This is a genomic window from Vibrio sp. 1557, assembly GCF_033340175.1.
GTDB lineage: Bacteria > Pseudomonadota > Gammaproteobacteria > Enterobacterales > Vibrionaceae > Vibrio > Vibrio alginolyticus.
This window is the reverse complement of record NZ_JAWOVZ010000001.1, coordinates 469215-492181: the sequence shown is the minus strand read 5'-3', so window position 1 is coordinate 492181 and position 22967 is coordinate 469215. Positions and strand designations below refer to the sequence as shown.

Here is a 22967-nt window from a genome sequence, read left to right as displayed (position 1 = left end):
CCCCTTTATTTTGTTTTTGGTCATATTCAAAAGAATTGAAATTAGAGGGACCTATGCCAAATTCTGCACCTATTTGGTCACCATCTGCTGAGCGCGTCAGCAATAGCAACTTATTACGGTTCATCGAAAAGGTTAATAAAGACAAAGCCGAAGGTACCGTAATCAACAATTACACGTCTCTACACCAGTGGTCCATTGAGCACAATGATGAATTTTGGCGACATACTTGGCAGTTTTGCAACGTAATCGGAGATATAGGTTCGCAAATCAAGAGCCTTGGCAGTCCCAAATGGACACAAACAGGTTCTAATCATCACCATGTAAATAGAGACACAGTATGGTTTGCTGACGCCACGCTGAACTACGCAGAGAACCTCCTATCTCAGGCTGAGCAATCACCAGAGCGTGAGTTTATTGTTTTTAGCAATGAAAGCGGTGAACACCGACAACTCACCGGTAAACAGTTGCTTGAACAAGTTTCTGCCATTCAACAATGGCTACTCAATTGTGGTGTCGGTAAAGGCGATGTCGTTGCGGGTTATTTGCCCTACCTTCCTGAAACCGTTATAGCCATGTTGGCTACTACAAGCCTTGGCGCTATTTGGACTTCAACCTCTCCTGATTTTGGTATCGATAGCGTCGTAGAGCGTTTTGGTCAGGTTAAGCCGAAAGTTCTTTTTTGCTGTGATGGCTACCAGTTCGGAGGCAAAGCTTTCGATATGACGGACAAGAACACCACTCTTAGTAGTAAGTTAAGCAGTGCCTCCGAAGAGACTACTATTAGCGTATGCCAAATCGAATATTTACAAAACGCTAAGAGAGCTACCACTTCTGACTTTGTCTCTTGGTCCGATATTACTCACCACTTTTCTCCACAATCAATTCAATATCAACCAATGCTGTTTAATGACCCGTTATTCATTTTGTATTCTTCTGGTACAACAGGTCAACCTAAGTGTATTGTCCATTCCGCAGGCGGTACCTTGCTCAATCACCTCAAAGAACATCAACTGCATTGCGACATCAAATCGCAAGACAAGGTTTTCTACTACACAACATGTGGTTGGATGATGTGGAACTGGCATGTTTCCGCTCTTGCGAGTGGTGCAGCCTTAGTGATTTACGACGGTAGTCCGGTTTACCCTGATCACTCCGTCTTATGGCAATTAGCAGAAGAACATAGCGTGTCGCTGTTTGGTACTTCAGCGAAATACTTAGAAGCACTGGAACAGGCAAACTGCTCTCCAAAACTAGAACATAACCTGAAGTCACTCAAAACTCTTTGCTCAACTGGTTCGGTGCTTTACCCAGAACAATTTAGTTATGTCTATCAGCACATCAAGCAGGACTTGCATCTCGCTTCTATCGCTGGCGGCACGGATATTTGCGGATGCTTTGTACTGGGAAACCCTATCTCACCAGTTTACAAAGGTGAATGCCAAGGCGCAGGGCTGGGAATCGACGCACGTGTTCTAGAGGATGATGGACATACTATTACGCAAAAACGCGGCGAACTGACTTGTAATAACTCGCTACCTAACTTCCCTATTGGCTTCTGGCACGACAACGGCGAACTTTATCACAACGCTTATTGGAGCAAGTTTACCGATATCTGGCACCATGGCGACGATGTGATGCAAACCGAACATGGCGGCTTTATTTTTTATGGCCGTAGTGACGCAACCTTAAATCCAGGCGGCGTACGCATCGGTACCGCTGAAATCTATCAGAAAGTGAACGCGTTACCCGAGGTTGAAGACTCCATCGCTGTCGGCAAGTTAAACCAGCAGTCTGAAGAAATCTGGTTACTAGTAAAACTCGCTCACAACGTCGAGTTAACCCAACAACTCACCGATTCAATTCGCCAAACATTGAAAACAAAATGTTCACCGCGCCATGTCCCACGACAAATTTTTGCTATCAGTGATATTCCTAAAACGCGCTCAGGCAAATTGGTTGAGCTAGCAGTGAAACAATTGGTAAACGGACAAGCTGTAAAAAACATTGGTGCTATTGCTAACCCAGAAGTGCTGGAAGAAATTAAAACGCTTTTCAACATAGAAAGTGGCGCCACTGTCACTTAGAGACTCAACAAGTCTTCCAACAATACAGACGGGTATAACCTAACTGTATTTTTAGCTCGCTCAATAACTCCTCCCCACTTTCGTGGAAACTGCGCGAAATATGCTTCATGTACACAAAAAAGGTGAGATAATTCTATCTCACCTTTGAGCCATATGAGCTGGAGCATTAGTTTGGGGGTTAAGCTTTTATCAGTTGGCTCATATCTTCGCGAACTTGTGGCACCGTTAAACCAACGATGATTTGAAGGCTCTCTTGATTTCTAACAATATTCACCGCTCCGTGCTGTGTGAAAAATGCGTTCTCCTTTACAAGAGAGACATCTTTAACTTTAACACGCAAACGCGTCGCGCAATTAGTTAACAATTCAATGTTTTCTTTTCCACCCAGACCTTCAATAAAGGCACTAGCTTGTGACGGACTTGCGCTACTGTTATGGACCGCTTTCGCTTCTTTGTAGTCAGCTTTGGAATACAACTTACTATCTGCACCTTCACGTCCCGGAGTAAGTATGTTGTATTTTAAAATAAGCGCGCGAAACGTAACAAAGTAAACACCAGTAAACATGAGACCAATAATAATCTGAATCACGTATGTTCCTGCATGGTTACCAGCCAAAGGCAACCAGTTTTGGAAAATGAAGTCTATCAAGCCAGTCTGAAAGTTACCGGAAACACCAAACATAAAGGCGATCGTTGCCATTGTCGCAGATAACAACGCATGCAAAGCAAACAGCGCAGGTGCGATAAATAAGAATGTAAACTCTATTGGTTCGGTTATCCCTGTAAGAATTGCTGTGATTGCGGCTCCGAGCACTAACCCCATCACCATCTTTTTATTTTCTTTTTTCGCAACTGAATAGAGTGCTAGTGCGATACCCGTACAACCAAACACTTTACCCATTCCCGTCAACATCAAACCACCCTGAGGAAATTGTGTCGTTAAACTTTCCGAGCTCTGGGCGAATGTCTGTATATTTTGAATCCAATAGGCAACCGTTCCGCCATCGACTGCAACTGGCCCATAAAAAACGGGACCATATACGAAATGATGCAACCCCGTTGGTATCATGATTCGCTCTAAAAACGTAAATAGCCATACCCCTAACGATCCAGCAGAAACCAAAAATGATTGCAGATTGTTAATACCATGCTGAATACTTGGCCAAGTCAAACAAGTTAGAATTGCCATCACGACCATAATGGGGAAACTAATGATCACAACCAATGGCGTTCCGCCAAATACAGCCGCCCAATCCGGTAGCTTTTTATCAAAGAATCGGTTGTGAACCCAAACAGAGAGACTTGCAATTAAAATGGCACCTAGTAAGTTGGTATCAAGCGTTAGAATGCCACCAACTTCAGTCAAACCTCGCTCACCTTCCGTATAGTTCACGCCCAGTTCTGGTCCCCAAAATTGAAGGATTCCACCAATAACGTAGTTAAACGTAATGTAGGAAACGAGTGTTGCAAGTACAGCGCGACCAGATGCTTTTTTAGCTAAAGCGATAGGTAACCCAACGGCAAAAATAAGTGCCATATTTTTAAATACAGCGAGAGATGCCTGTAAAATGATCGTCGAGACTTTAACCCAAGCACTCCCCTCTAGTGCCCAAGGAAACACTTCTTGATTTAACAGCACAACAGAGAAACCCAATAACATGCCCGCTGCTGGAAATAATAGAACGGGAACAAACATCGCGGCTCCGAACCTTTGAATAATGTCTTTCATATAAACCTCTTGTTTCATTCACGGAGCCTACAAGTAGGCCCCGAACGTCCAGTTGTTATTGAAAAAATTGAGGAAGGTAGGCTTTATTTTCTTCTAGTAATTGTTTTGTTATTTCTTTAGCTTTTGGCACATTAACCACGGTACGGTTAAGTGTGAGTGCATTAATCAGCTTTTGCTGACTTCCTTCGTACCAAGCATCCACAACTAATTTCTCGTAACCAAGTTGGCTCTCAATCATGGCTTTTTGGAAGGTTGGGATTTTTCCTACAGTAAAAGCTTTCGGTCCATCACTAGTTAGCGCAGCTGGAACTTCTACCATGGCGTCATTTTGTAAATTTGTAATAGCACCATTATTCGGTACGATGACGAGATACACATCGCTCAAGTTGTAGGCAAGCGAAGCCGCAACTCTCACCATGTATCGACCATGGATATCGGCATGCAGTGTTTCGTGCTTCGTGGTGCCCGCTTCAATTATTCTTGCGTTCAATTCGAACACTCGTTTCTCACGGCCGTTAATTACCTGCCTTGCGCGGGTATTGTTGATATCCTCTTTCGCCACCATTTTTTCAGGGTACAAATAGTACTGAAGATACGTATTCGGCAAAAACTCTGGATTATCAGCAAGCATTGTTCTCATGTTTTTGAATGTGGCTTGCCACGATGGGTCATCCGCTATTTCCGCATCAACCGCACTGATCCCTTCTTTTAGGATGATATTTTTAATTTTGTCCGTTAAGTCTTCACCCTGTTTGTTACGAATTTTGGTAAACCAGCCATAGTGATTAAGCCCAAAATATTCAGGAACGAAGTCCCAAATTTCACATCCTAACAATTGCGCATAGCTGACCATAATCGCTGCTGGCATATCACAGATATTTAGAATTCGCTTATCATGCGGAAATTCACGATTTAAAGCTTCAGCGACAATTGCCGCCGGGTTGGTGTAATTAAGAATCCACGCATCTGGACACGTTTGTCGGATCTCGTTCACTAGCTGGATCATGTCGCCGATAGAGCGAAGTCCATATGCCATTCCTCCCGCGCCACATGTCTCTTGCCCAACACAAGAGTTGGATAGCGGGATTTGTTCATCGCGCTCGCGCATGGCCAACCCACCAGTGCGGATCTGGATAAAGAAAAAGTCCGAATCTGCGAATGCGACAGATTTATCCGTTGTATAAACAAACTCTTCAACTTCTGGATAGTGTTCTCGCAATAGAATTTCAGTAGCTAATGCATTCGATTCTTGGCGTTTCTCATCTATGTCGTAAAACACGACTTTTGCGAGTGGAAAGTTATCTTTTTCGGCAATAAGGCTGTTCATCATACCAAGTGTGTATGTACTGCCAGCACCAACAATCGTTAATTTTTGACGTTTCATTTCGCTACCTCAAATGTTTATCCTGAAAATGTATAAAATAAGTATTAATACTTTTATGATACATTTAAAGTGTAAGCACAAAGATACGAGATAAAAATCACACAAAGATCCTAAGGAAAAGTATTAACTACATCTCAGATCACATTCTTGCTATCATGATCCAAGACTTAGCGAGGTATTATGAAACCCAAATACATAGACATTGCGGAACGATTAGAAAAAAAGATCAAAGATGGGGAACTACAACCTAAATCGATGCTTCCAAAAGAGAGTGATTTGCAAGAAGAGTTTTCCGTAAGCCGCGTAACCATCAGAAAAAGCTTACAAATTCTGGTCGACAATAATTTAATTAGTCGGACAAGAGGTAGTGGAACTTATGTAAACGATCTAAAAGCCCAACATGATGCCTTACATTTGCTGGGTTTTATCGAGGAAGTCAGTAAACAGGGGAAAACGCCTAGCTCTCAAGTCATAAAGTTCGAACTTAAAAAACCGAATGAACAGGTTGCTAAGCAGTTAAATCTCTCGCCCAATGATGATACATATGAAATACATAGACTCAGATGTATTAATGATGAGCCTGAAATTTACGAAGTCACTCATATGCCAGCAGTGTTATTTCCAGACTTGAGCATAGCCATAATGAATGGTTCTAAATATGAGTACATTGAAAATAGCAAAGGATTGAAAATTGCGAAAAGCAGTCAGTCTGTCAAACCGTATTTGTTAGATGCAGAGACGGCCTCATACCTGAATGAATCAGAAGCTTCCCCTATTCTAAAAGTTGAGTCCACTGGTTACCTAGAAGATGGTCGTGCATTTGAATATACCGTCAATTACTTCCGACTTCATCAATACAGCTTCGAGTTTATTTCAACTAGGACGTAGTACTATTCGACGCTAATGGTTAATCATTGCGCCAAATCTTATATCCGACCTCTCGCATTGCTCTGCCGAGCAGGTGGGAGGCGACTGGCGCAGTGAGAACGATAAACAACATCGTACCGATAACCCGAGAGATCACGGTAACTTCAGGGAGTGAGAAAGCGACCGCTAATAACAAGCAGCTCACTCCGACAGTTCCAGCTTTGGTCGCTGCATGCATTCGGGTATACAAATCAGGAAGCCTCAGGACACCTAGACTTGCAACCAAGGTCAACAATGTTCCTAAGCATAAAAATAGTCCAATCAACACGTCCATTATTCTTTCTCCTTTCTTTTAACGATCAAACGTGCAAATGCGATCGTGCCGAGAAATGCGACCAAACCTAATGTAATGGCGATGTCTAACAGAGCGTCCTCACCGCTGTCTAAGGTGTAAACCGTAATAAATCCGATAGTGATAAATGAAATCAGATCTAACGCCACAACTCGATCAGCTAGCGTTGGTCCTAGAATTAAACGAGCAAAAGCCATAACAAAGCTGAGTAGTAGCCCAGAATAGGCAAAAGTGACCGTTATTTGCAGCCAACTATCCACGCGTCACCTCCAAAATTCGATGCTCTAACCCATCTTTAATTCCGCGAATAACCTCTTCATGTTCAGGTGCAAACATGGCATGAACGATAAGATACTTTTTATCAGCCGTAACATCCAAACTAAGCGTACCCGGTGTTAAAGAAACCATGTTCGCCAGTAATGTGATTTCTAGGTCAGAATCGACCTCCAGAGGGACATAAACGATATCAGGCTGACTCAAATGAGTAGGTGTCACGACGTCCCACACCACTTTCGCAACCGATATAACCATTTCATAAGCGAAGTACACCAATAACTTCAATGCAGATGCAAAACGTTGAAAATAGCTCGTTTTCAATCCAAATGGTTGACTCAACCTTAAAGCAAAAAAGCCGACCGTAAATCCGACAACAAAATTCAGACTCGAATAGCTGCCATTAAGCATCATCCACGCTAACGCTAAGAAAAAATTGAGGAATAGATAGATCATGTATTTCCTCCTAACACCACTCTGATGTATTCAGTCGGATTTAACAGTTGTTCTGCAGCTTGAACGGAAAATTGATAAAAAGGCTCCGCCACTAAGCCAATGATTAGCGTCAACGTTGTCAATACAATAATTGGAACGCAGTACAACCAATGTACTTTGGCCTGCAGAGTCTGTTCTGGCTTCTCTCTAAATGGCTTTTTCCAAAATGCCTCACTCCAAATTTTCGTCATCGAGTAGACGGTAAGCAACCCCACCAATAACGCGGTACCTGCTAACCAGTAATATTCAGCCTGTATGCTCGACTTGATGACCAATAGCTTTCCCCAGAAACCCGATAGCGGTGGAAAACCGGCCAGAGAAAACGCAGGGACAAGAAACAAGAACGCTAACCAAGGCATAGCTTTGTATACCCCACCCAAATGTTCAAGTTGACTAGAGCCATATTTGCGCTCGATGAATCCACCTATTAAGAACAAATTCGCTTTTACAATGATGTGATGAACAATGTAGAAAATGGCACCGGCTAAAGCTAAGGGAGTGTAAATAGCCAACCCCATGATCATATAGCCTATTTGGCTAATAATATGAAAAGAAAGAATTTTCTTAATGTCGAATTGGCTAGCCGCTCCTAAAACGCCCGTTAACATGGTTAGCCCTGCGACCCAAATTAACGTCGGTTGCCAACCACTCTCGGCGAGCGGAAATACCAAGGTAAAGACTCTTATCAACGCGTATACACCGACTTTAGTAAGCAACGCGGCAAACAGTGCCACCACACCGCTTGGTAACGTGTGATAAGAAGCTGGCAACCAAGCAAATAAAGGAAAGAGTGCCGCTTTAATAGAAAAGGCAAACAAAAATAGCGCGGACAGCATCATGTTGATGCTCAATTCATTTTCCCCTACTTTGGTGTAGAGATCGGCCAAGTTCAAGGTGCCCGTTGCGCCATACAACAAGCCGATAGCAAGCAAAAATACCAGCGTCGAAATCAGGTTCAACATCACGTACTTTACTGCACCATCAACTTGAGTTTTCGTTGCATCTAACACCATTAAACCAAATGATGAAATGAGCATGACCTCAAACCAAACATACAGATTAAAAATATCTCCAGTCAGGAAAGCGCCATAAACGCCAGCAAGCAACATGTGCATTAACGCATGGTAATTGCTATAGGAGGGCTTTCGGTGAAGGTCCGCCATCGCGTAGAAAACACATATCGCACCAATCACCGCCGTGATCATCACCATAGCAACGCTGAGGTAATCTGCGACAAACACGATACCAAATGGCGCACTCCACTGACCAAAAGCAACGGCTTGAATACCATTATTTATGATGTTTTCTGTGAGAAAGCCCGCAACGAAAAGGTTCGAAATCGCACTTACACCGCTCAACCACTCAACACTTTTTGTTGAGCGACGGACGAAGAAGATAATCAACGCCGTACTCAGCGAGAGAACTACCGGTAACGTAAGCAAAATCGAACTCATTGACCCTCCTCAGAACGTTGCATTTCATCGACGTTTGCAGTTCCAGTGTCTTTATAAGCTCGATAGAACAGCATTAAAGAAAAAATAAGTAGTCCAAAACCGATGACTATCGCAGTTAAGATAAGCGCTTGAGGTAAAGGATTTGCCGCGCTATCTGGTGGTAAAAGAGCATTATCGCCAATCAATGGCGGCTCTCCAGGCGTCAGCCTTCCAGCGGTAAAAATAGCAAGGTTAACCGCACTACTGAGTAACATGATGCCGAACAAAAGGCGCAAGATATGCTTTTCAAGCATTAAATAAACACCTGCTGCGACAAATACTCCAATGACAACACTCCAGACTATTTCCATCACTCTAGCTCCTCATTAATACGAAGCAGCATACCCATCACGCCACCTATAACGGCAAGGTAAACACCAACATCAAAAACCAATGGCGTCCCTAGTGGTATCACGTCTTTCCACCACAGTCCGGTCAAAAACGGTTTATCAAACGCAAAGCTCAAAGCACCAGAAACTAAGCTCAATGCGATGCCAGATAACGCAATGAGAAACGGTTTGAAATACAACCTAGAACGAACGTATTTCGGTGATTCCGCGAACATGAGAAGTGATAAACCAATAACGGCAATCAACGCACCAATAAAGCCACCACCCGGTTCGTTATGACCACGTAACAACAGATACACTGAAAATACGAGCATGAGTGCCGAAACGATGTGTGCCGTGGTTGCAAAAATTAATGATTGGATACGATTTTGCTTTTTCGCTCTTGTCTTAAGCAAGCTCACTGCCGCAATCCCAGCAATAACAACGACGACAACTTCTCCCAATGTATCAAATGCGCGAAAGTCGACCAGAATAACGTTAACAATGTTTCGCCCATGTCCACCCGGGACACTGTTTTCTGCAAAGAAATCTGACACCGAAGAGTCCATCGGCTGAGACGTGATTCCTAACAAAAGTAAAGTAACCGAAACTCCTATCACACCTGCTATGCAAATATTCGCTACTTTACGTCTTATTGAATGCTTGGGCACGGTGGTTAGACGTGGCATATGACGCATTAACAATGCAAGAAAGACCACCATTAATGTTTCCACTAACAGTAAAGTCTTCGCAACGTCCGGGGCGCTATAAATCATAAAAACAAGCGTGGTCATGAAGCCAATCATACCAAGCGCAGAAATCGCAAGAAGTCTTGCGTGGGACAACGTACATACGAGCGCAGCACCAATCAACAATAAGGCAATACCAATCTCATAGAAAGTGACACTTGAAAGTTCGCCAACCAAAGGCAGAGGAATAAGCGCTACCTGACTCAGTAACGCAACGGCAAGTACCGTGAAAAATAATAGGACATAGCGACTCAATTTCTTTTGCTGTAACCGCGCCGTTTGCCACTTCGCCACTGTCATCATGCCATCTAATAGTCGTTCAAAAATATTCTCCGCTTTGGGGACGAATAGATGTAACCGCTGAAAAAATGCAGACACAGTAGGATAAACACGGTACACCACATACCCCAACGCTAGCGTAATAACGCTTAACACTAACGGTACATTCACGCCATGCCATAGTGATGTCTCTTTAAGAGTTGCTGTGGGCAGAATGTCAGCAGAGCCCGGAAAAATAATATTGCGATCTAACCAATTCAAACCGAATAACGGAACTAGGAGGCTGCCAACTGCCAAGAGCAAAGGCGAGATCCACATGGCTTTTTTTGTCTCAACTGGCTTAGTTTCAATCGGCACGAGATCACGGCGAGCAAAGAATGGTCTCGCAATAAGCATAATGGTTAGCGCGACCATCAGTATATTCACGATTAAAAGTACAAAGGCGATCCAGTTATTGAGCTCTACTGCGGATTTGTACATGTATTCTTTGCTCAAAAAGCCTAACAACGGCGGGAACCCCGCTTTAGACAATGCAGCCAAACTCCCCGCAACCATGCTGATGACGAGAACTGACTTCAGACCGTACAATTGATCAATATCTCGTGTTCCTGTCGCTTTGTCGATATTACCCACCACCATAAACAGCGCAGCTTTATAGAAAGAGTGAGCGAGAATAAACATCAATACCGCACTAACGGCCAAATCTGTGCCCATACCTAGTAATAATGTTAATTTACCCAAAGCAACATTCGTGCTGTAGGCTAGCATCAGCTTCAAGTCAGTTTGTTTTAATGCGACAAATGTGCACCAAATGGCCGTGATACTCCCAGTGATGACTAAAGCATAAAACCAGATCTCGCTGTGGGCATAAACTGGCGATAAACGTGCTAATAGGTAAATGCCTGCCTTTACCATTGTTGCCGAGTGTAAATACGCACTGACCGGAGTGGGAGCTGCCATCGCGTTAGGTAGCCAAAAATGAAACGGGAATTGCGCAGATTTAGTAAATGCACCGAGTAGTATGAGCACTAGAGATGGGATAAACCATTCATGCTGCGCAATAGTGTCTGCCTGCTCGATAATGGTATTTAGCTCATAACTCCCAGCCATTGCTCCCAGCAAGATAAGACCAGCTAGCAACGCTAGTCCACCAGCACCGGTAACAATCAGCGACTGCAAGGCGTTTTTCCGAGACGTTTTATTTTCGTGATTAAACCCGATCAGTAAGTAAGAAGTGATGGTGGTGAGTTCCCAGAAAACAAATAACAACAGAATGTTATCGCTCATCACAATCCCTAGCATGGCAAGCATGAATAGGGTTAGATACAAATGAAAGGAAAACCGGCTATCACTTTCTCGTAAATAAGCCAAAGCGTAGATTTGAATCAGTGCGCCAATCCCACTGATCAGTCCCGCAAAAAGAAATGAAAGACCATCTAATCTAAAGCTAAGGTTGATATCGAGGCTTGGTATCCATTCCGCATTCCAGCTCACGCCTGCAGGAGTATAGATATAGAAGAGAAAAGAGAAGATTAAAACTGGCAGCGCAGGGAAAATCAGTAAGACCAACTGATTATCTAGGTTTTTCGGTAGGTTTTCTTTACCCGTTATGTTATTCAACATCGCAGCCCATTCGTTATTATAAGAAGATACGCCCTATCCGGCGCAAATGACAAACTCCACTGTATTGTTTTAGCCCAAGCGCTTCAAAAACGATCATGAAACCAAGGGAAAAGTAGCAAACAGTAATCACTGAGTGCTACTTAGAGGAACGCCGATACAAACCGCTATTTGCTGTCTGCTACGGCATAAGAACGTAGGTCACTACTTACGTGTTCTTGGCTGAATGTATATGGATTATCGTCATCAGCTAACTCGAATGCATCGTAGGTGCAGTCACCGATATCATTTCTCGGACAAACATAAACATTCGAACGTTCTATCATTTCTGTGTGGCATTTCGGGCATAGGTTTTTCATGTCACTCTCCTCTGATAACTTATTGATACATTGATAATTCCATGTTCTAGAGATCCATCTCCCTCCTTTACCTAAAACATCACTTAAACCCAACTTTGTTACACCCCAATTACTGAATCGGTGAGACAAAACCATCGGGCTTAAGAGCGACCAAACTACAGTTAATCGATTGCAAAATATTTTCAGCCGTATTACCAATGACATAGCCAGATATACCAGTTCTCGCTAAGGTTCCCATTACCAGCACGTCTACCTCAATACTCTCTACGTAATCTGGAATCTTTTCGTCGGGTTTTCCATGCAGGTGGTGAATCACAATTTCACCTGTAATCCCAGACTCCTCCAACAGCTGTTGCAGAGCTTGTTTATGATCGGCTTTTGCTTTGTCGAGTTCATGTTTCAACTCAGCATCATCGACTTGAATCCAAGCGTTACCATTAAGGTAGTTTTCTAAGTAATACTCCCAGCAAGAAATCACGTGTAAACGACTATCGCAGGTGTCGGCTATCGAACGCGATAATTCGAGTAAACGCACGGCTAATGAGTGCTGTTCATCGCTTGCCGTTAATGGGTCGATAGCCACAGCAACACGGCGCTTATCTCTTGGCTTATCAATTGGTCGGTGCAACCAAAGCGGACAAGGGCATTTTCGTAACAGAGTCATATCAATAGCTTTGAAACCCTCAGCACCTTCACCGAGCGGTTCAGCTTCTTTGATGATGAGATCTTTGTTATCAGCTAATGCTTCTTGAATAATACAGACAGCGGGCTTTTCACTGCTTTTCACAGTAAGAGGAAATGCGAGATCCTCTTCAGTGAGTCCCAGCTTCTGTCTGTATTCGTGAATACTTTGTTTGAGGGAGTCTTGCAGCGATTGCTCATAACTTTGCTGATACTGGATCATGTCTGTTGGGAAATCAGGGCACGCTATTAGCCCTGAGACAGGCACTTTGTTGCTAGATGCAATCCTCATCGCTTGTTCGAGGGCGTCACTATGGCCTGGCAATCCTTGTGTTGCAAAAAGTATGTTTGCGAATCGTTTCATACACACCTCCTTGTTTGGTTAAATATTAACCACCCACAAAGTATAATACCTAACGGATAATTGTAACGGCTTGTGACGTTGATGAAATCAATTCTCATTAAGAGACGGGTATTGCTTCACTTGGTTTTACGTCACACTCTCCTTTCATCACAACTGCCGCCTTCTGACCTAAATAAATTCCGCTACCTAAAATTGAGACCAAATAAAAACCCAAATTACTCAAAGTTTTTTCTCACCTTGAGTAACTTGGGTATAAGCAATAACACACTTAGTGTCCGGATTTAAATGGATGGCCTAAATTTTCACGCAACTTAGTTTAAAGATGCCATCTCAATCACGAATCGGTATAAAAAATTTACGGCTTTAGTGACCTAAAATCGCCGTAACTCAATGTTAAGGTTGTTGTTTTGTCGGTGCCAAAGCAATTTCACGAACACATACACCTTGCGGTTGCTGATAAGCAAACAGCACTGCTCGTGCGATGTCATCTGCGGCCAACACACCGCCCATATCCACCTTCCAGGCGTCATAACCATCTTTAATATCTTGAGACGTTGTATGTGAAAGTAATTCCGTTTCCACTGCACCAGGTGCAATCGTGGTAACGCGAACATTCGATGATGCAACTTCCTCACGTACGTTTTCAGAAACCGCATGAACCGCAAATTTGGTACCGCAGTAAGCAGCATGATCAGGGAATGTTTTCTTGCCCGCAATAGAGCTGATGTTAATGATCGTACCACTGTTACGTGCTTTCATCGGTGCTAGGACGGACTGCATGCCATTGAGTAAGCCAATTACGTTCACATCAAACATGCGCTTCCACTCCGATGCTTCCTGAGTATCTATCTGACCGAGAAGCATAACGCCTGCGTTATTTACAAGTGCATCTACCGGACCATACAACGCTTCAGCTTTCTCAATTGCAGCCTCAAAAGAAGCTTTGTCGGTCACATCTACCTTTTCACAAAGCGTATTTGGTAAGTTTAATGCTTCCAAACGTTCTACACGTCTTGCTAACAAAAGAAGAGCATGGCCCTGTTCACTGAAGTGACGTGCAATCGCTTCACCAATGCCTGAACTAGCGCCTGTAATAACAATTAACTTTTTCATTTTGAATCCTTAATAGAACGGTTTACATCAGTGGCGGTAAGTTTAAGAAAACTTTGTTTGTTGATATATACCGACCTAGTTGAAACACTGTTGTTATACTGCAACAATACTTTTTTGAATTATGAAGAAGTCATCATGCAAACACACATCAACCTTGCGGATATTCGCTCTTTCGTCCTAATCGCTCAACTAGGAAACTTCACGAAAGCAGCAGAGCAACTTGGCGTTTCTCGCTCACACGTTTCACGTCAAATAACAAATCTGGAGCAACAGATTGGTGTCACTTTGCTACAAAGGACCACTCGAACACTGAACCTCACCGAAGCAGGCAAGGTTCTGTATAAACAGTGTGAAACTGCCCTTCACAATATTGATCAAGCTGTTATGGCAGTGGTTGATGATGTAGAAGACTTAAGAGGTGACATTCGTATCAACTGTGTGGGGGGCTATTTAGGAGAAGACGTTGTCGCAGATATCGTTGCTCAGTTTCTAATCCAACACCCACAAGTGAGCATTAACTTAGATTTTAGTAGCCATCGTGTCGATTTAATCGCAGATGAATTCGATATCGCTTTTCGAATGGGAAAGTTAGACGACTCCAACTTTATCGCTCGCAAACTGATCGATGTGGAAATGGGGACATACGCAAGCCCAAACTATTTAGAAACATATGGCTATCCTTCGCATCCAAAGGACTTAGAAAAACACGTTTGTTTGACAGGTAGTGTGACACGGTGGGCATTTGAGAACACGAATACAAAGCAGTCAACGGAACACCAGATACGTGGACAGTTACGATGTAAGAGTGGCAGAGTAATGATAAAAGCAGCCTTGGCGGGAAATGGCATCATCCGTGTGCCAGCACTTTATTGTCAACAAGAACTCCAGACAGGCAAGCTAAAAGAAGTGTTTACCAATTGGAGCATTCCGAGTGTGGAATTTTCACTCCTTTATCATCACGACCGACATCAACCAAAACGCATCCGAGCCTTTGTTGATTTTACTACGCAATACTTTCGCAAACTGCAGAGTAAAGACAAGTAACCTGCACGTTGGTACCTGTCTATGTATGCTTTATAGGCTGAGCCTGTGAACCTGGGGTTTGTTCTAGAAAGAGTGTGAGCATTTTGACGCTTAAGGTTTGGTTTTCATAAACGTCAGAGGTGTTTGTCCAGTTTGCTTTTTGAAAAATGCAATAAAAGCACTGTCTGACGAAAACTCCAGCCAATCGGCAGCTGCGCTGACTGGCATGCCCGTTGATAACAATTCAACTGCCTTTAAAAGCCTCCACTGTTGCCGCCAATCTTGATAATTCATTCCCGTTTCCGACTTAAATAATCGTGTTACCGTCTTGGTGCTTGCCCCAACTTTGCTTGCAAGAGTAGTAAGTGAAGGAGCTAGAAATGAAGGTTCAACCAACTCTCGACGAAACGTTGTTAAGCGCCGATGTGATGGCAAAGGCAACTGAAACGAATAACGTTTCGCAGCATAAAACTCCTCCCAAAAAAGCGCCGTCGTATTTACCATCTCGCTGCTAGGCTTATCCCACTCCCAAAATGACATTTTATCAATAAGAGCTTGGAGTAAATTATTCACTTCTATCATCGTGATCTTACTCGGACAGGCAAACTCCTCACAATCAAAATACAAAGATCGGTACGCCACCACATTCGTCATTAGTGCGCGATGCGGCGTATTAGGTGGGATCCAAACCGCCTTTGTCGGTGGCAAAATACAAATCGAGTCTTCCAGAGCAAAACTCATACAACCTTGAGGTGCGTACAATAACTGCCCTTTCTTGTGCATATGCATACCTGAGTCGTGCTTGCCAATATCCGCAGCAATTCCCACTACACAATTAGAAATTTTGTCTGCATCAAATTGTGTTTTTTCGTTAATAAGCGCCATTTTGTCCGAATGTTGATGTATTTGGTTTTTATGTTGTTATTAGATCAATCATAGCCTCATTTATACTGCCCGCCAACTTCATTAACGATGGGTAACAATATGAATACTAAGCCCTCTTTATGGCTCATGCTGGTTATGTTGATGTTTCCGCAAATTGTAGAAACTATTTATAGCCCAGCGCTGAGCTCAATCGCTCTTTCATTTGATGTAAACCACGCACAAGCAGCCCAAACATTGTCGATTTACTTCCTAGCTTTTGCCATTGGCGTTGTAGTTTGGGGAGTTCTCGCAGATAAACTGGGAAGAAGGCCCACCATGCTTATTGGGCTCTTTATCTATGGCTGCGCATCTTTACTCGCAACTCAAACCGAAAGCTTTGCTGTTGTCATGACCGCGCGAGCCCTAAGCGCATTTGGTATCGCGGTAGGATCCGTTGTCACACAGACCATGCTTCGTGACGCGTTTGACGGTCAAGAACTGAGTAAAGTCTTTAGCTTAATGGGGATGGGTATATCAATCAGCCCGGTAGTTGGCATGCTATTAGGCGGGCAGCTTACAGCGCTTGGTGGATACCGTTATGTGTTTTTTGCCTTGTTTTTAATCGCGTTAGTATTGCTCGCTTACAACGTTATTAAGCTTCCTGAAACACAGAAGGAACAGACACCAGTACGGTTGCATCAACTTAGCTGGAAAATGGTAAGAGACGCGCGAATTTGGCGCTCAGGATTACTGGTTGCTTTGTATAACATTGCTCTATTTTCTTATTACCAGCTTGGCGCATTTACTTTCTCGGTACTTGGGTATAACTCCGAACAATTTGGATACAGTGGCATGGTACTGGGGTTAGGCACTCTGCTTGGGAGTTGTTTAAACAAATCCCTAGTGTCTAAAAATGTTCGAAAAAGCCAACTACTTTGGCTCTCAGCAGTATTGCTTAGTTTGGGATCAGTCGGTGTGTTGATTCTGAGCCAATCAATCTGGTTTGTTGCTCCAATGGTGTTAGTCGTCATGTCTTATGGGATTGCGATACCCAATATACTCAGTGACGCACTCGTTGATTATAAACAACAGGTAGGTAGCGCAGGCGCTTTATTTGGGCTCATGTACTACATCATGATCGGGACGGGATTAGCGATGGCTGGAACAGCACAAAACTTAGGTGTCGTTCTATTAGCATGTAGCTGTTTAGCGATTTTATTAGCGTTTTCTAAAAGGCAAGTTCATACCAACTTGTGACCAGATACTACGCATTGCTTGCCTAATCTTCCGAAGATTGGTCTACATCTTTTCTAACGGTTAACTAAAACGTAAATAAAAAGCGCCTGTCGGCGCTTTAATTATCCATAGATCTTATTGCCATGTTGGCTCGCCAAACTCTTCACAACGTTGATTGTCGTAATTTTCAATGCGCCCGCGTTTACCTACAAACTGAACCTGAACAACCATTCCAGCTTCAACATATTCACTGAAATAATCGCAAGAAACACGAAAACTAGTATCGCGTATAACAATTGGTACCCATTCATAGCCGCCGCTGCGTGGTAAGTAAGACTTGAAGGTAATGACCCCGTCATCTGAAACGTTGATTTCTTCATCATATTCATTCAACTTATAAAAACGTTGTCCATCAAACTCTGTCTTTGCTTTTTCAATTATTTCCTTCGTTGCTGTCGATTGCATCGGCGTATTTGAGACCAGTTGACACCCAACAACAGATGTCAATACGGACAAAGCCAAAGCGAGTTTAGTTATTTTATTCATTTACCTAACCACTGTTGAATTATTCAACACTTACCATTTTAAAAGGAGGGAGACCATACTTTATTTTAAAGAAAATAAAAAGCGCCTTTCGGCGCTTTTTATCTGAACATTTCTTATCCAAACGTCTCGAGTAGATTTTCTAGAAAAGCTAACTTTTTATTACAATGAATTTTATTTAGGCTCTCACCGGAATCTATTGCTATTTAACCCCAAGCTTCAAACTCATTAGGCTTTACGTGTTTTATTTTTAATCTAACGTTGGGATCCAGAGCTGTTTCAGTTCCCAATTCACAGTAGTACTCAACAGCATTTTCATCTTCAATCATGTCAACGAAGCTAGCAACGACACTCAACCGTCCACCACCTCTAGTCAATGAAAAGTACGCATTCTTGTTTTCATTTACTTCAAATTTCAAAGGAATGAATTCAGGTTCTTCAAGAGAAATATCTATCCATTTATAGTTATCTAAACTCTTCCCCTTTCGTGGGGCATAAACTGTTTTCAACCCATTTTCGTCAACAACGAAGTACATCGAATTCTCAGCTTGATTAAAGCAAGCTTTCAAACTGCCACCTTTATTTTCTAAATCACACGTAAATATGACAGAATTTTGGTTGCAGCTTGCACTTACAAAATTTGAAAACGACACAATAAATGAAAACCCGACCATCACAATTGATTTATAAATTTCATTGAATTTAAGCATTTCAACTACATTAAAAATAAAAACAATATATTCACTTTATATTAAAATAGTCTTCATCAGGGAATTTTTCGTTGGTTTTGTTAGTACTATACTTTCCATTATATGGATTAATCGTCAGTTCTTCACCATTATTATCAAACTTAAACTGCCTTCCATCAAACTCTCCCTTTATCCTTAAACTTACTCTACCTTCAATAATCTCAACATATTCATATCTTGATGAAAAACTATTCCAGCAAACATCTCGCCTATGTTCGTCATAATTAGCAGAAAAAACTATTGTAGAAGAACAATAATTCTCTTCTCCATTTCTATTCCAATACAAAATCCTATCTTTAGGTATGTTCATATTAAAATTATCTCTCTGGAAAATGTAAGACAACACGCCAGTATAATTATTATTAGCGTTTTTTATTATTTTACTATTATCTCTGTCCAATAATGTATGATCGATAATATCAAAACCATAATCGTAAATGTCATAACTAAGGTTCAAACTACCAATCTCTTTTGGAACTTCTTTTTTTTCTGTGTCAAAAATAAAGTATGCTTCGCTATTTATATTACCATTAGTCAAGTCAACCAAATAAAGCTCTTCATTCAATTTAATTAAATCGCTTGTGCCACATGAGTCAAAAAAGCTAAAATCATATGAAGTTCCATTTGCTTTTAGAGAATATTGACAAAAAGGCCCCTCAGCCTCTGTGAATTTTTGCTCTTGCGTAATACTGCTTTCCGCAAAAGAATATGTTGATAAAAAGATTAAACTAAATGTAATCATTTTATTCATTTATCATTAACTCCAGCTTGTGATGTACACTCTTACTTCTTTTATAGTAATTTTTATTGATCATTGAACTATCCTTAAGATAAAACTTACTAAAGTCATAGTTATCGGATATTGAATTACAATTAATCAACTTTGAAAGTTTTAATAAGTTATTTTTTCTCTCTAACAAATGATTGTAACCACCATTTACTGAGATCGTTACACGAAATAGATCATTCTTGGTAGCGAATGGACGAATATCTCCCCAAGCACTACCTTTTACCCAAAACCACCCTGAAGAATCTACTGCCGTGTGTAAATCTTTAGCAACGCTTTCTATCATTTCTTTTGTAAGATCTTTAGTATTCACACCAAAGTATTTAGCATAGTTTTCTATATGTGTTATCTGTAATAAACCACGTCCATGATAGAATGCACCACCTCTGTACTTATTCCATTTCTCTGGATATTTCCCGTTATAATAGTACTCTTCCGTCGTTTTGAAAAAATCACTTTCTTGAAATGCTTGAGACAGAAAGTGGATTTTATTCAAACAATCATCGATTTCATACGTCCTAAACATGTCATTCAAGCTATTTAATAACTCATCTAAAGAAACATTTCTCATACTGTCATAATGAGAGTTCTCAAAAATAGTTTCTTTTCCACCTAAGACTTCAAGTAAAAAACTCTTGGAAATATCACGATTACAGAAACATTTACTTTGGGTGTGATTTCCTACAAAAGGCCAATAATGCCAAAGGCTCTTATCATCGCTTAGTTGCAAATCACCTTGTAAATCTTGCATCCATGAGAACTTATCTGCTCTTTCCAGTTCGAATTGCGAGAAAAGATCAAAGCTATCCATCACTTGATCGCGCCATGGGGAGTTACGGTAGTCCTCTATAGTCACAAAACCAGCGGAGCACTTAATATCTAGAGCTTCCTTTGCGGTCTGATGGATTGATTCATAAAGACTTTGTGACGACTCTGTATGCCAATCTGTAGGATGTTTCACAATAAATCGCTCAAAGTGTTTACGCTTACCGTCTAAGTATACTTTGGCATCGCGAGCAGTGAACGAGGAGAAGTCCGTTACTTGATCTTCTGTCACAGATTCAAGTAATTGCTGAATAAACGAATTACTCATATCAACGGCACCGCTACTATCGGCCCCATCGAGAACAACAAGTGGATTTTCTTCCGCATTTTTGGGAGAAATCTGTTTTTTGAAAAATTCGGGCGGCTCCTCAAAAGAGAACATCTCGATATGCACACGATTATCTTCTTTCTTAGTTCCAATTGCATCGTTACTGTACTCATGCAGTCCCATGTAACCGATATCTTCCCCAGCTGAAACCTTTATCCCCTCTCTAAATAGGAGTGGGAGTAAAGAAACCACACTACCGTCCCTAATCATTGCCGCCTTGTCCGACATCCATTTAGGTTCTGAAACTGGTTCTGATAGGACAGCAGAGGAATCTTCTAAAATGTCAAAGTCACTATTGAGACCCGAAGCAAACCAAACAATCTTGTTTAACAGTGCTTTTTCGCTACCACTTGCCGATTTACCATTCTCTACCACACGACACTTTATCATTTTGTAGGTATTTTTGTCGATCTGGTATGGATGGGTCTCCTTCTCTTCTGCATACAGGTATTCAAGTAATGTTCCTTTAGACATCGACTGTTTTTTTTCACCAGAATTAGTAGGCACATCACTATGTTTGAAAGTGCGTACATTTCTCGCTTCTTGTAAACGGTAACGCGTGGTTATAGATGAATTGGCGCCAATATCTGAAGGTGGCGCAAGGTGCATATAAAGTGTATAGAACTTAAATACATCTTCATTATCTTCGGGGTTTACAGCCTCATGCTCGATAAGCACAAAGTTATTACTATACTTAAACTCTTGCTCTTGGTACGTTGATGTTAGGTAATCAGGATTTATGCGAAATGCCACTATTTTTCCATCAAGCATCGCTTGAATAGGTCTGAGCCCTTTCCCCCACGGTAACATTTTTGATGTTAAGTGAATGCCACTATGCCAACCGTACCCTTGTCCTATTAAATAACGACCGCTCTTAGCTTGATCAAACAATTTCGTAAAATCACTGAGCGTGTAGTAAGCGTCACCTTCTCGTTGCGCTATCGGAAAAACTGCATCCATGATTTAAATGTCCTAGTCAGAAAAGTTATCGTCAAAAGTGACAAATGATGGGCGGTTCAAGTTGTTTGACTTCGTGTACACCACCGCATTAACCCTACCTAAATTAGTAGCAAAGCTAGATTGGCTCGCTATGTTAACGGTACTCCCAAGGGCCATTGCCGATATAGAAATTAGGGTGTCATTTTTGGTTTCGAAAATTTGGCTAATGACGTCAGGAAGTGCTTTTTTGAAGTGGTTAAGTGCTTTTTTATAACCGTTTATACCCTCTTCAACAGAACTCAACGATCTTGCAGAAGCTTGGCTTTGTATGAAATCTAAACGACCGATGATTTCACTGTTTAGCTCATCGATGTATGAACAGATTTGATTATTTATCAACGTCCATAAAACAAACTGCAAATACTTCACAGTATTCCCAGTCCCTAAAAAGCGAAGCTTCGCTAATAATTCATAGGGAGGCTCAAACACATCAGCTTGATATAAGACTCTCAATATATCGCCATTTTCGTGTACTTGCTCCAAGAGCAGTTCAACTAAAGGTTCATATTTCTCTAGCGCAGTAGTATCAGTTTGGATGTGATAAAGTGCCGAAACATAAGCATCAGAAAAATCTTTAGAGTGATTTTGACTAATCGCATAAGGAGACGATATACGGCTTTGCTCTAACACAATATCTTTAAAGTCATCATCACTGAAGGATGGGGACATCAATATGCCCCAGTCATTAGCAACCCCAACACGATCTTCCCAAAATGGCGAGCGGCGACCTGCGACAAACGTACAAAAATCATTCGGATCAGGGTAAGTTTCCGTCACAATATTTTCAGCTAAAGATTGGTTCGGCGTATAAGAGTCTTGAGTTTCGCTGAGCACTAACTTGCATTCTTTTAGAGCGAGACCATTAACAGATGCTTTTCCGCTAGAATCCAGCACTCCACTCCCAATGACAGCACCTGAAGGCTCGACTAAAGAAAATTGTGCATTAGAGTAAGGGAGCCCATTTGGATATTTGCATTCTATATCCAGCGTATACGTCCCTTCCTGCTCTTCAGTCACAGAAACCGATGGGTTTTGTGCGCCACCCAAACACATAGTGTTGGCTTTGTTCATGGTCATTTGATCGGACAGACGACATACGCCCTTACCTTCAAATTTAACCGTTGGTGAGGCTGAAATGAATTTTGCTTCGGCTTCTATCGTGCCTGAGGCAACGCCTTTTCTATCACCGCCCGCATCGCCGGTACTTTTTGAGAACGTACTGCCCTTGATAGCGACACTGTTACCGCCATCCATAGAGACTGTCGTAGTCCCACCAGCAAGGTCTGCTGATTTAGCATTGTTGCCATAAGGGATAGGGACGACTGGTTTGCCGACCTTAGTTAAACAAACATCTGGGAGCGTTGCATTCGCTTCACCACCTGAGCCTTTATGAACTATCGAAAGTCCATTCGCACCAACTGTTACGCCCATAACCAATCCAT

Annotated in this window: 20 protein-coding genes and 1 pseudogene; 4 read left to right on the top strand and 17 right to left on the bottom strand. The window is 42.0% G+C overall.

The genetic code is table 11. The features are described 5' to 3' along the window. Positions 1–53 precede the first annotated feature (53 nt). Positions 54–2084 carry an acetoacetate--CoA ligase gene (locus R7070_RS02170; RefSeq protein WP_104980552.1) on the top strand — a complete coding sequence of 677 codons (2031 nt, stop codon included), beginning with the start codon at positions 54–56 and terminating at the stop codon, positions 2082–2084. Between the two features lie 178 nt (positions 2085–2262). Here R7070_RS02170 and R7070_RS02165 read toward each other — a convergent pair whose 3' ends face one another. Together R7070_RS02165 and R7070_RS02160 are read right to left on the bottom strand one after the other, a co-directional pair. Further along, positions 2263–3813: an alpha-glucoside-specific PTS transporter subunit IIBC gene (locus R7070_RS02165; protein WP_017633701.1), complete on the bottom strand. Its 1551-nt coding sequence runs from the start codon at positions 3811–3813 to the stop codon at positions 2263–2265. 55 nt (positions 3814–3868) lie between these two features. Further along, positions 3869–5197, bottom strand: coding sequence for a 6-phospho-alpha-glucosidase (locus R7070_RS02160; protein ID WP_005373308.1), 1329 nt, complete (start codon positions 5195–5197; stop codon positions 3869–3871). A gap of 180 nt (positions 5198–5377) precedes the next feature. Between R7070_RS02160 and R7070_RS02155 the strand changes: the two genes are divergently transcribed. Continuing rightward, the gene (locus tag R7070_RS02155; protein WP_005373312.1) at positions 5378–6085 is read left to right on the top strand and encodes a GntR family transcriptional regulator; all 708 of its coding nucleotides are present in this window, start codon (positions 5378–5380) and stop codon (positions 6083–6085) included. 19 nt (positions 6086–6104) lie between these two features. Here the strand turns inward: R7070_RS02155 and mnhG are convergent, their stop codons facing one another. The 9 genes from mnhG to R7070_RS02110 form a co-directional block, all read right to left on the bottom strand. Beyond that, a complete protein-coding gene (mnhG, locus tag R7070_RS02150; RefSeq protein WP_005373314.1) occupies positions 6105–6398 on the bottom strand; it encodes a monovalent cation/H(+) antiporter subunit G in 294 nt (97 codons plus the stop codon). Next, entirely contained in the window at positions 6398–6676 is a 279-nt protein-coding gene (locus R7070_RS02145; protein ID WP_005373317.1) for a cation:proton antiporter, read from the bottom strand. Before R7070_RS02145 ends, mnhG begins: the two co-directional genes overlap by 1 nt. After that, positions 6669–7145 carry a Na+/H+ antiporter subunit E gene (locus tag R7070_RS02140; protein WP_005373320.1) on the bottom strand — a complete coding sequence of 159 codons (477 nt, stop codon included), beginning with the start codon at positions 7143–7145 and terminating at the stop codon, positions 6669–6671. Before R7070_RS02140 ends, R7070_RS02145 begins: the two co-directional genes overlap by 8 nt. Then, positions 7142–8638, bottom strand: a complete 1497-nt coding sequence (locus R7070_RS02135; protein ID WP_085569114.1) for a Na+/H+ antiporter subunit D — start codon at positions 8636–8638, stop codon at positions 7142–7144. The genes R7070_RS02140 and R7070_RS02135 overlap by 4 nt, the downstream gene beginning before the upstream one ends. Beyond that, on the bottom strand, positions 8635–8988 hold the full coding sequence (locus R7070_RS02130) for a Na+/H+ antiporter subunit C (RefSeq protein ID WP_104980551.1): 354 nt from the start codon (positions 8986–8988) through the stop codon (positions 8635–8637). The genes R7070_RS02135 and R7070_RS02130 overlap by 4 nt, the downstream gene beginning before the upstream one ends. After that, positions 8988–11657 (bottom strand): hydrogen gas-evolving membrane-bound hydrogenase subunit E, encoded by a 2670-nt coding sequence (mbhE, locus tag R7070_RS02125; RefSeq protein WP_104980549.1) that lies wholly within the window; start codon positions 11655–11657, stop codon positions 8988–8990. The genes R7070_RS02130 and mbhE overlap by 1 nt, the downstream gene beginning before the upstream one ends. Before the next feature lie 164 nt (positions 11658–11821). Continuing rightward, entirely contained in the window at positions 11822–12013 is a 192-nt protein-coding gene (locus tag R7070_RS02120) for a hypothetical protein (protein WP_005373328.1), read from the bottom strand. Between the two features lie 109 nt (positions 12014–12122). After that, positions 12123–13058, bottom strand: coding sequence for a universal stress protein (locus tag R7070_RS02115; protein ID WP_054574676.1), 936 nt, complete (start codon positions 13056–13058; stop codon positions 12123–12125). A gap of 393 nt (positions 13059–13451) precedes the next feature. Beyond that, positions 13452–14171: an SDR family oxidoreductase gene (locus tag R7070_RS02110; protein WP_213897077.1), complete on the bottom strand. Its 720-nt coding sequence runs from the start codon at positions 14169–14171 to the stop codon at positions 13452–13454. Between the two features lie 135 nt (positions 14172–14306). Here R7070_RS02110 and R7070_RS02105 point away from each other — a divergent pair, with 135 nt between their 5' ends. Beyond that, complete coding sequence (locus R7070_RS02105) at positions 14307–15215, top strand: LysR family transcriptional regulator (protein WP_005373334.1); 909 nt, start codon at positions 14307–14309, stop codon at positions 15213–15215. A 90-nt stretch (positions 15216–15305) separates the two neighbouring features. Here R7070_RS02105 and R7070_RS02100 read toward each other — a convergent pair whose 3' ends face one another. Next, positions 15306–16079 (bottom strand): AraC family transcriptional regulator, encoded by a 774-nt coding sequence (locus tag R7070_RS02100; RefSeq protein WP_137282732.1) that lies wholly within the window; start codon positions 16077–16079, stop codon positions 15306–15308. Between the two features lie 99 nt (positions 16080–16178). On the opposite strand from R7070_RS02100, the gene R7070_RS02095 reads away from it, so the two are divergent. Then, a complete protein-coding gene (locus R7070_RS02095) occupies positions 16179–17315 on the top strand; it encodes a multidrug effflux MFS transporter (RefSeq protein ID WP_005373339.1) in 1137 nt (378 codons plus the stop codon). 114 nt (positions 17316–17429) lie between these two features. Here R7070_RS02095 and R7070_RS02090 read toward each other — a convergent pair whose 3' ends face one another. The 5 genes and pseudogenes from R7070_RS02090 to R7070_RS26785 form a co-directional block, all read right to left on the bottom strand. After that, on the bottom strand, positions 17430–17840 hold the full coding sequence (locus R7070_RS02090) for a hypothetical protein (RefSeq protein ID WP_064369330.1): 411 nt from the start codon (positions 17838–17840) through the stop codon (positions 17430–17432). Between the two features lie 203 nt (positions 17841–18043). Then, positions 18044–18547: a hypothetical protein gene (locus R7070_RS02085; protein ID WP_005373343.1), complete on the bottom strand. Its 504-nt coding sequence runs from the start codon at positions 18545–18547 to the stop codon at positions 18044–18046. Positions 18548–18578: 31 nt separating this feature from the next. Further along, entirely contained in the window at positions 18579–19337 is a 759-nt protein-coding gene (locus R7070_RS02080; RefSeq protein WP_005386126.1) for a hypothetical protein, read from the bottom strand. Then, positions 19330–21486 carry a hypothetical protein gene (locus R7070_RS02075; RefSeq protein ID WP_005386124.1) on the bottom strand — a complete coding sequence of 719 codons (2157 nt, stop codon included), beginning with the start codon at positions 21484–21486 and terminating at the stop codon, positions 19330–19332. The genes R7070_RS02080 and R7070_RS02075 overlap by 8 nt, the downstream gene beginning before the upstream one ends. Positions 21487–22379: 893 nt before the next feature. Next, a pseudogene (locus R7070_RS26785) lies at positions 22380–22956 on the bottom strand (DUF4150 domain-containing protein); the annotation flags it as partial. Positions 22957–22967: the final 11 nt, after the last annotated feature.

Excerpts from the sequence above, each read along its gene's own strand:
- R7070_RS02135 (WP_085569114.1), bottom strand. The coding sequence starts at position 8,638 with ATGAGTTCGATTTTGCTTACGTTACCGGTAGTTCTCTCGCTGAGTACG.
- R7070_RS02165 (WP_017633701.1), bottom strand. The coding sequence starts at position 3,813 with ATGAAAGACATTATTCAAAGGTTCGGAGCCGCGATGTTTGTTCCCGTT.
- R7070_RS02110 (WP_213897077.1), bottom strand. The coding sequence starts at position 14,171 with ATGAAAAAGTTAATTGTTATTACAGGCGCTAGTTCAGGCATTGGTGAA.
- R7070_RS02090 (WP_064369330.1), bottom strand. The coding sequence starts at position 17,840 with ATGAATAAAATAACTAAACTCGCTTTGGCTTTGTCCGTATTGACATCT.
- R7070_RS02160 (WP_005373308.1), bottom strand. The coding sequence starts at position 5,197 with ATGAAACGTCAAAAATTAACGATTGTTGGTGCTGGCAGTACATACACA.
- R7070_RS02120 (WP_005373328.1), bottom strand. The coding sequence starts at position 12,013 with ATGAAAAACCTATGCCCGAAATGCCACACAGAAATGATAGAACGTTCG.
- R7070_RS02140 (WP_005373320.1), bottom strand. The coding sequence starts at position 7,145 with ATGATCTATCTATTCCTCAATTTTTTCTTAGCGTTAGCGTGGATGATG.
- mnhG (WP_005373314.1), bottom strand. The coding sequence starts at position 6,398 with ATGGACGTGTTGATTGGACTATTTTTATGCTTAGGAACATTGTTGACC.
- R7070_RS02170 (WP_104980552.1), top strand. The coding sequence starts at position 54 with ATGCCAAATTCTGCACCTATTTGGTCACCATCTGCTGAGCGCGTCAGC.
- R7070_RS02100 (WP_137282732.1), bottom strand. The coding sequence starts at position 16,079 with ATGGCGCTTATTAACGAAAAAACACAATTTGATGCAGACAAAATTTCT.
- R7070_RS02105 (WP_005373334.1), top strand. The coding sequence starts at position 14,307 with ATGCAAACACACATCAACCTTGCGGATATTCGCTCTTTCGTCCTAATC.
- R7070_RS02130 (WP_104980551.1), bottom strand. The coding sequence starts at position 8,988 with ATGGAAATAGTCTGGAGTGTTGTCATTGGAGTATTTGTCGCAGCAGGT.
- R7070_RS02080 (WP_005386126.1), bottom strand. The coding sequence starts at position 19,337 with ATGAATAAAATGATTACATTTAGTTTAATCTTTTTATCAACATATTCT.
- mbhE (WP_104980549.1), bottom strand. The coding sequence starts at position 11,657 with ATGTTGAATAACATAACGGGTAAAGAAAACCTACCGAAAAACCTAGAT.
- R7070_RS02115 (WP_054574676.1), bottom strand. The coding sequence starts at position 13,058 with ATGAAACGATTCGCAAACATACTTTTTGCAACACAAGGATTGCCAGGC.
- R7070_RS02085 (WP_005373343.1), bottom strand. The coding sequence starts at position 18,547 with ATGCTTAAATTCAATGAAATTTATAAATCAATTGTGATGGTCGGGTTT.
- R7070_RS02075 (WP_005386124.1), bottom strand. The coding sequence starts at position 21,486 with ATGGATGCAGTTTTTCCGATAGCGCAACGAGAAGGTGACGCTTACTAC.
- R7070_RS02155 (WP_005373312.1), top strand. The coding sequence starts at position 5,378 with ATGAAACCCAAATACATAGACATTGCGGAACGATTAGAAAAAAAGATC.
- R7070_RS02095 (WP_005373339.1), top strand. The coding sequence starts at position 16,179 with ATGAATACTAAGCCCTCTTTATGGCTCATGCTGGTTATGTTGATGTTT.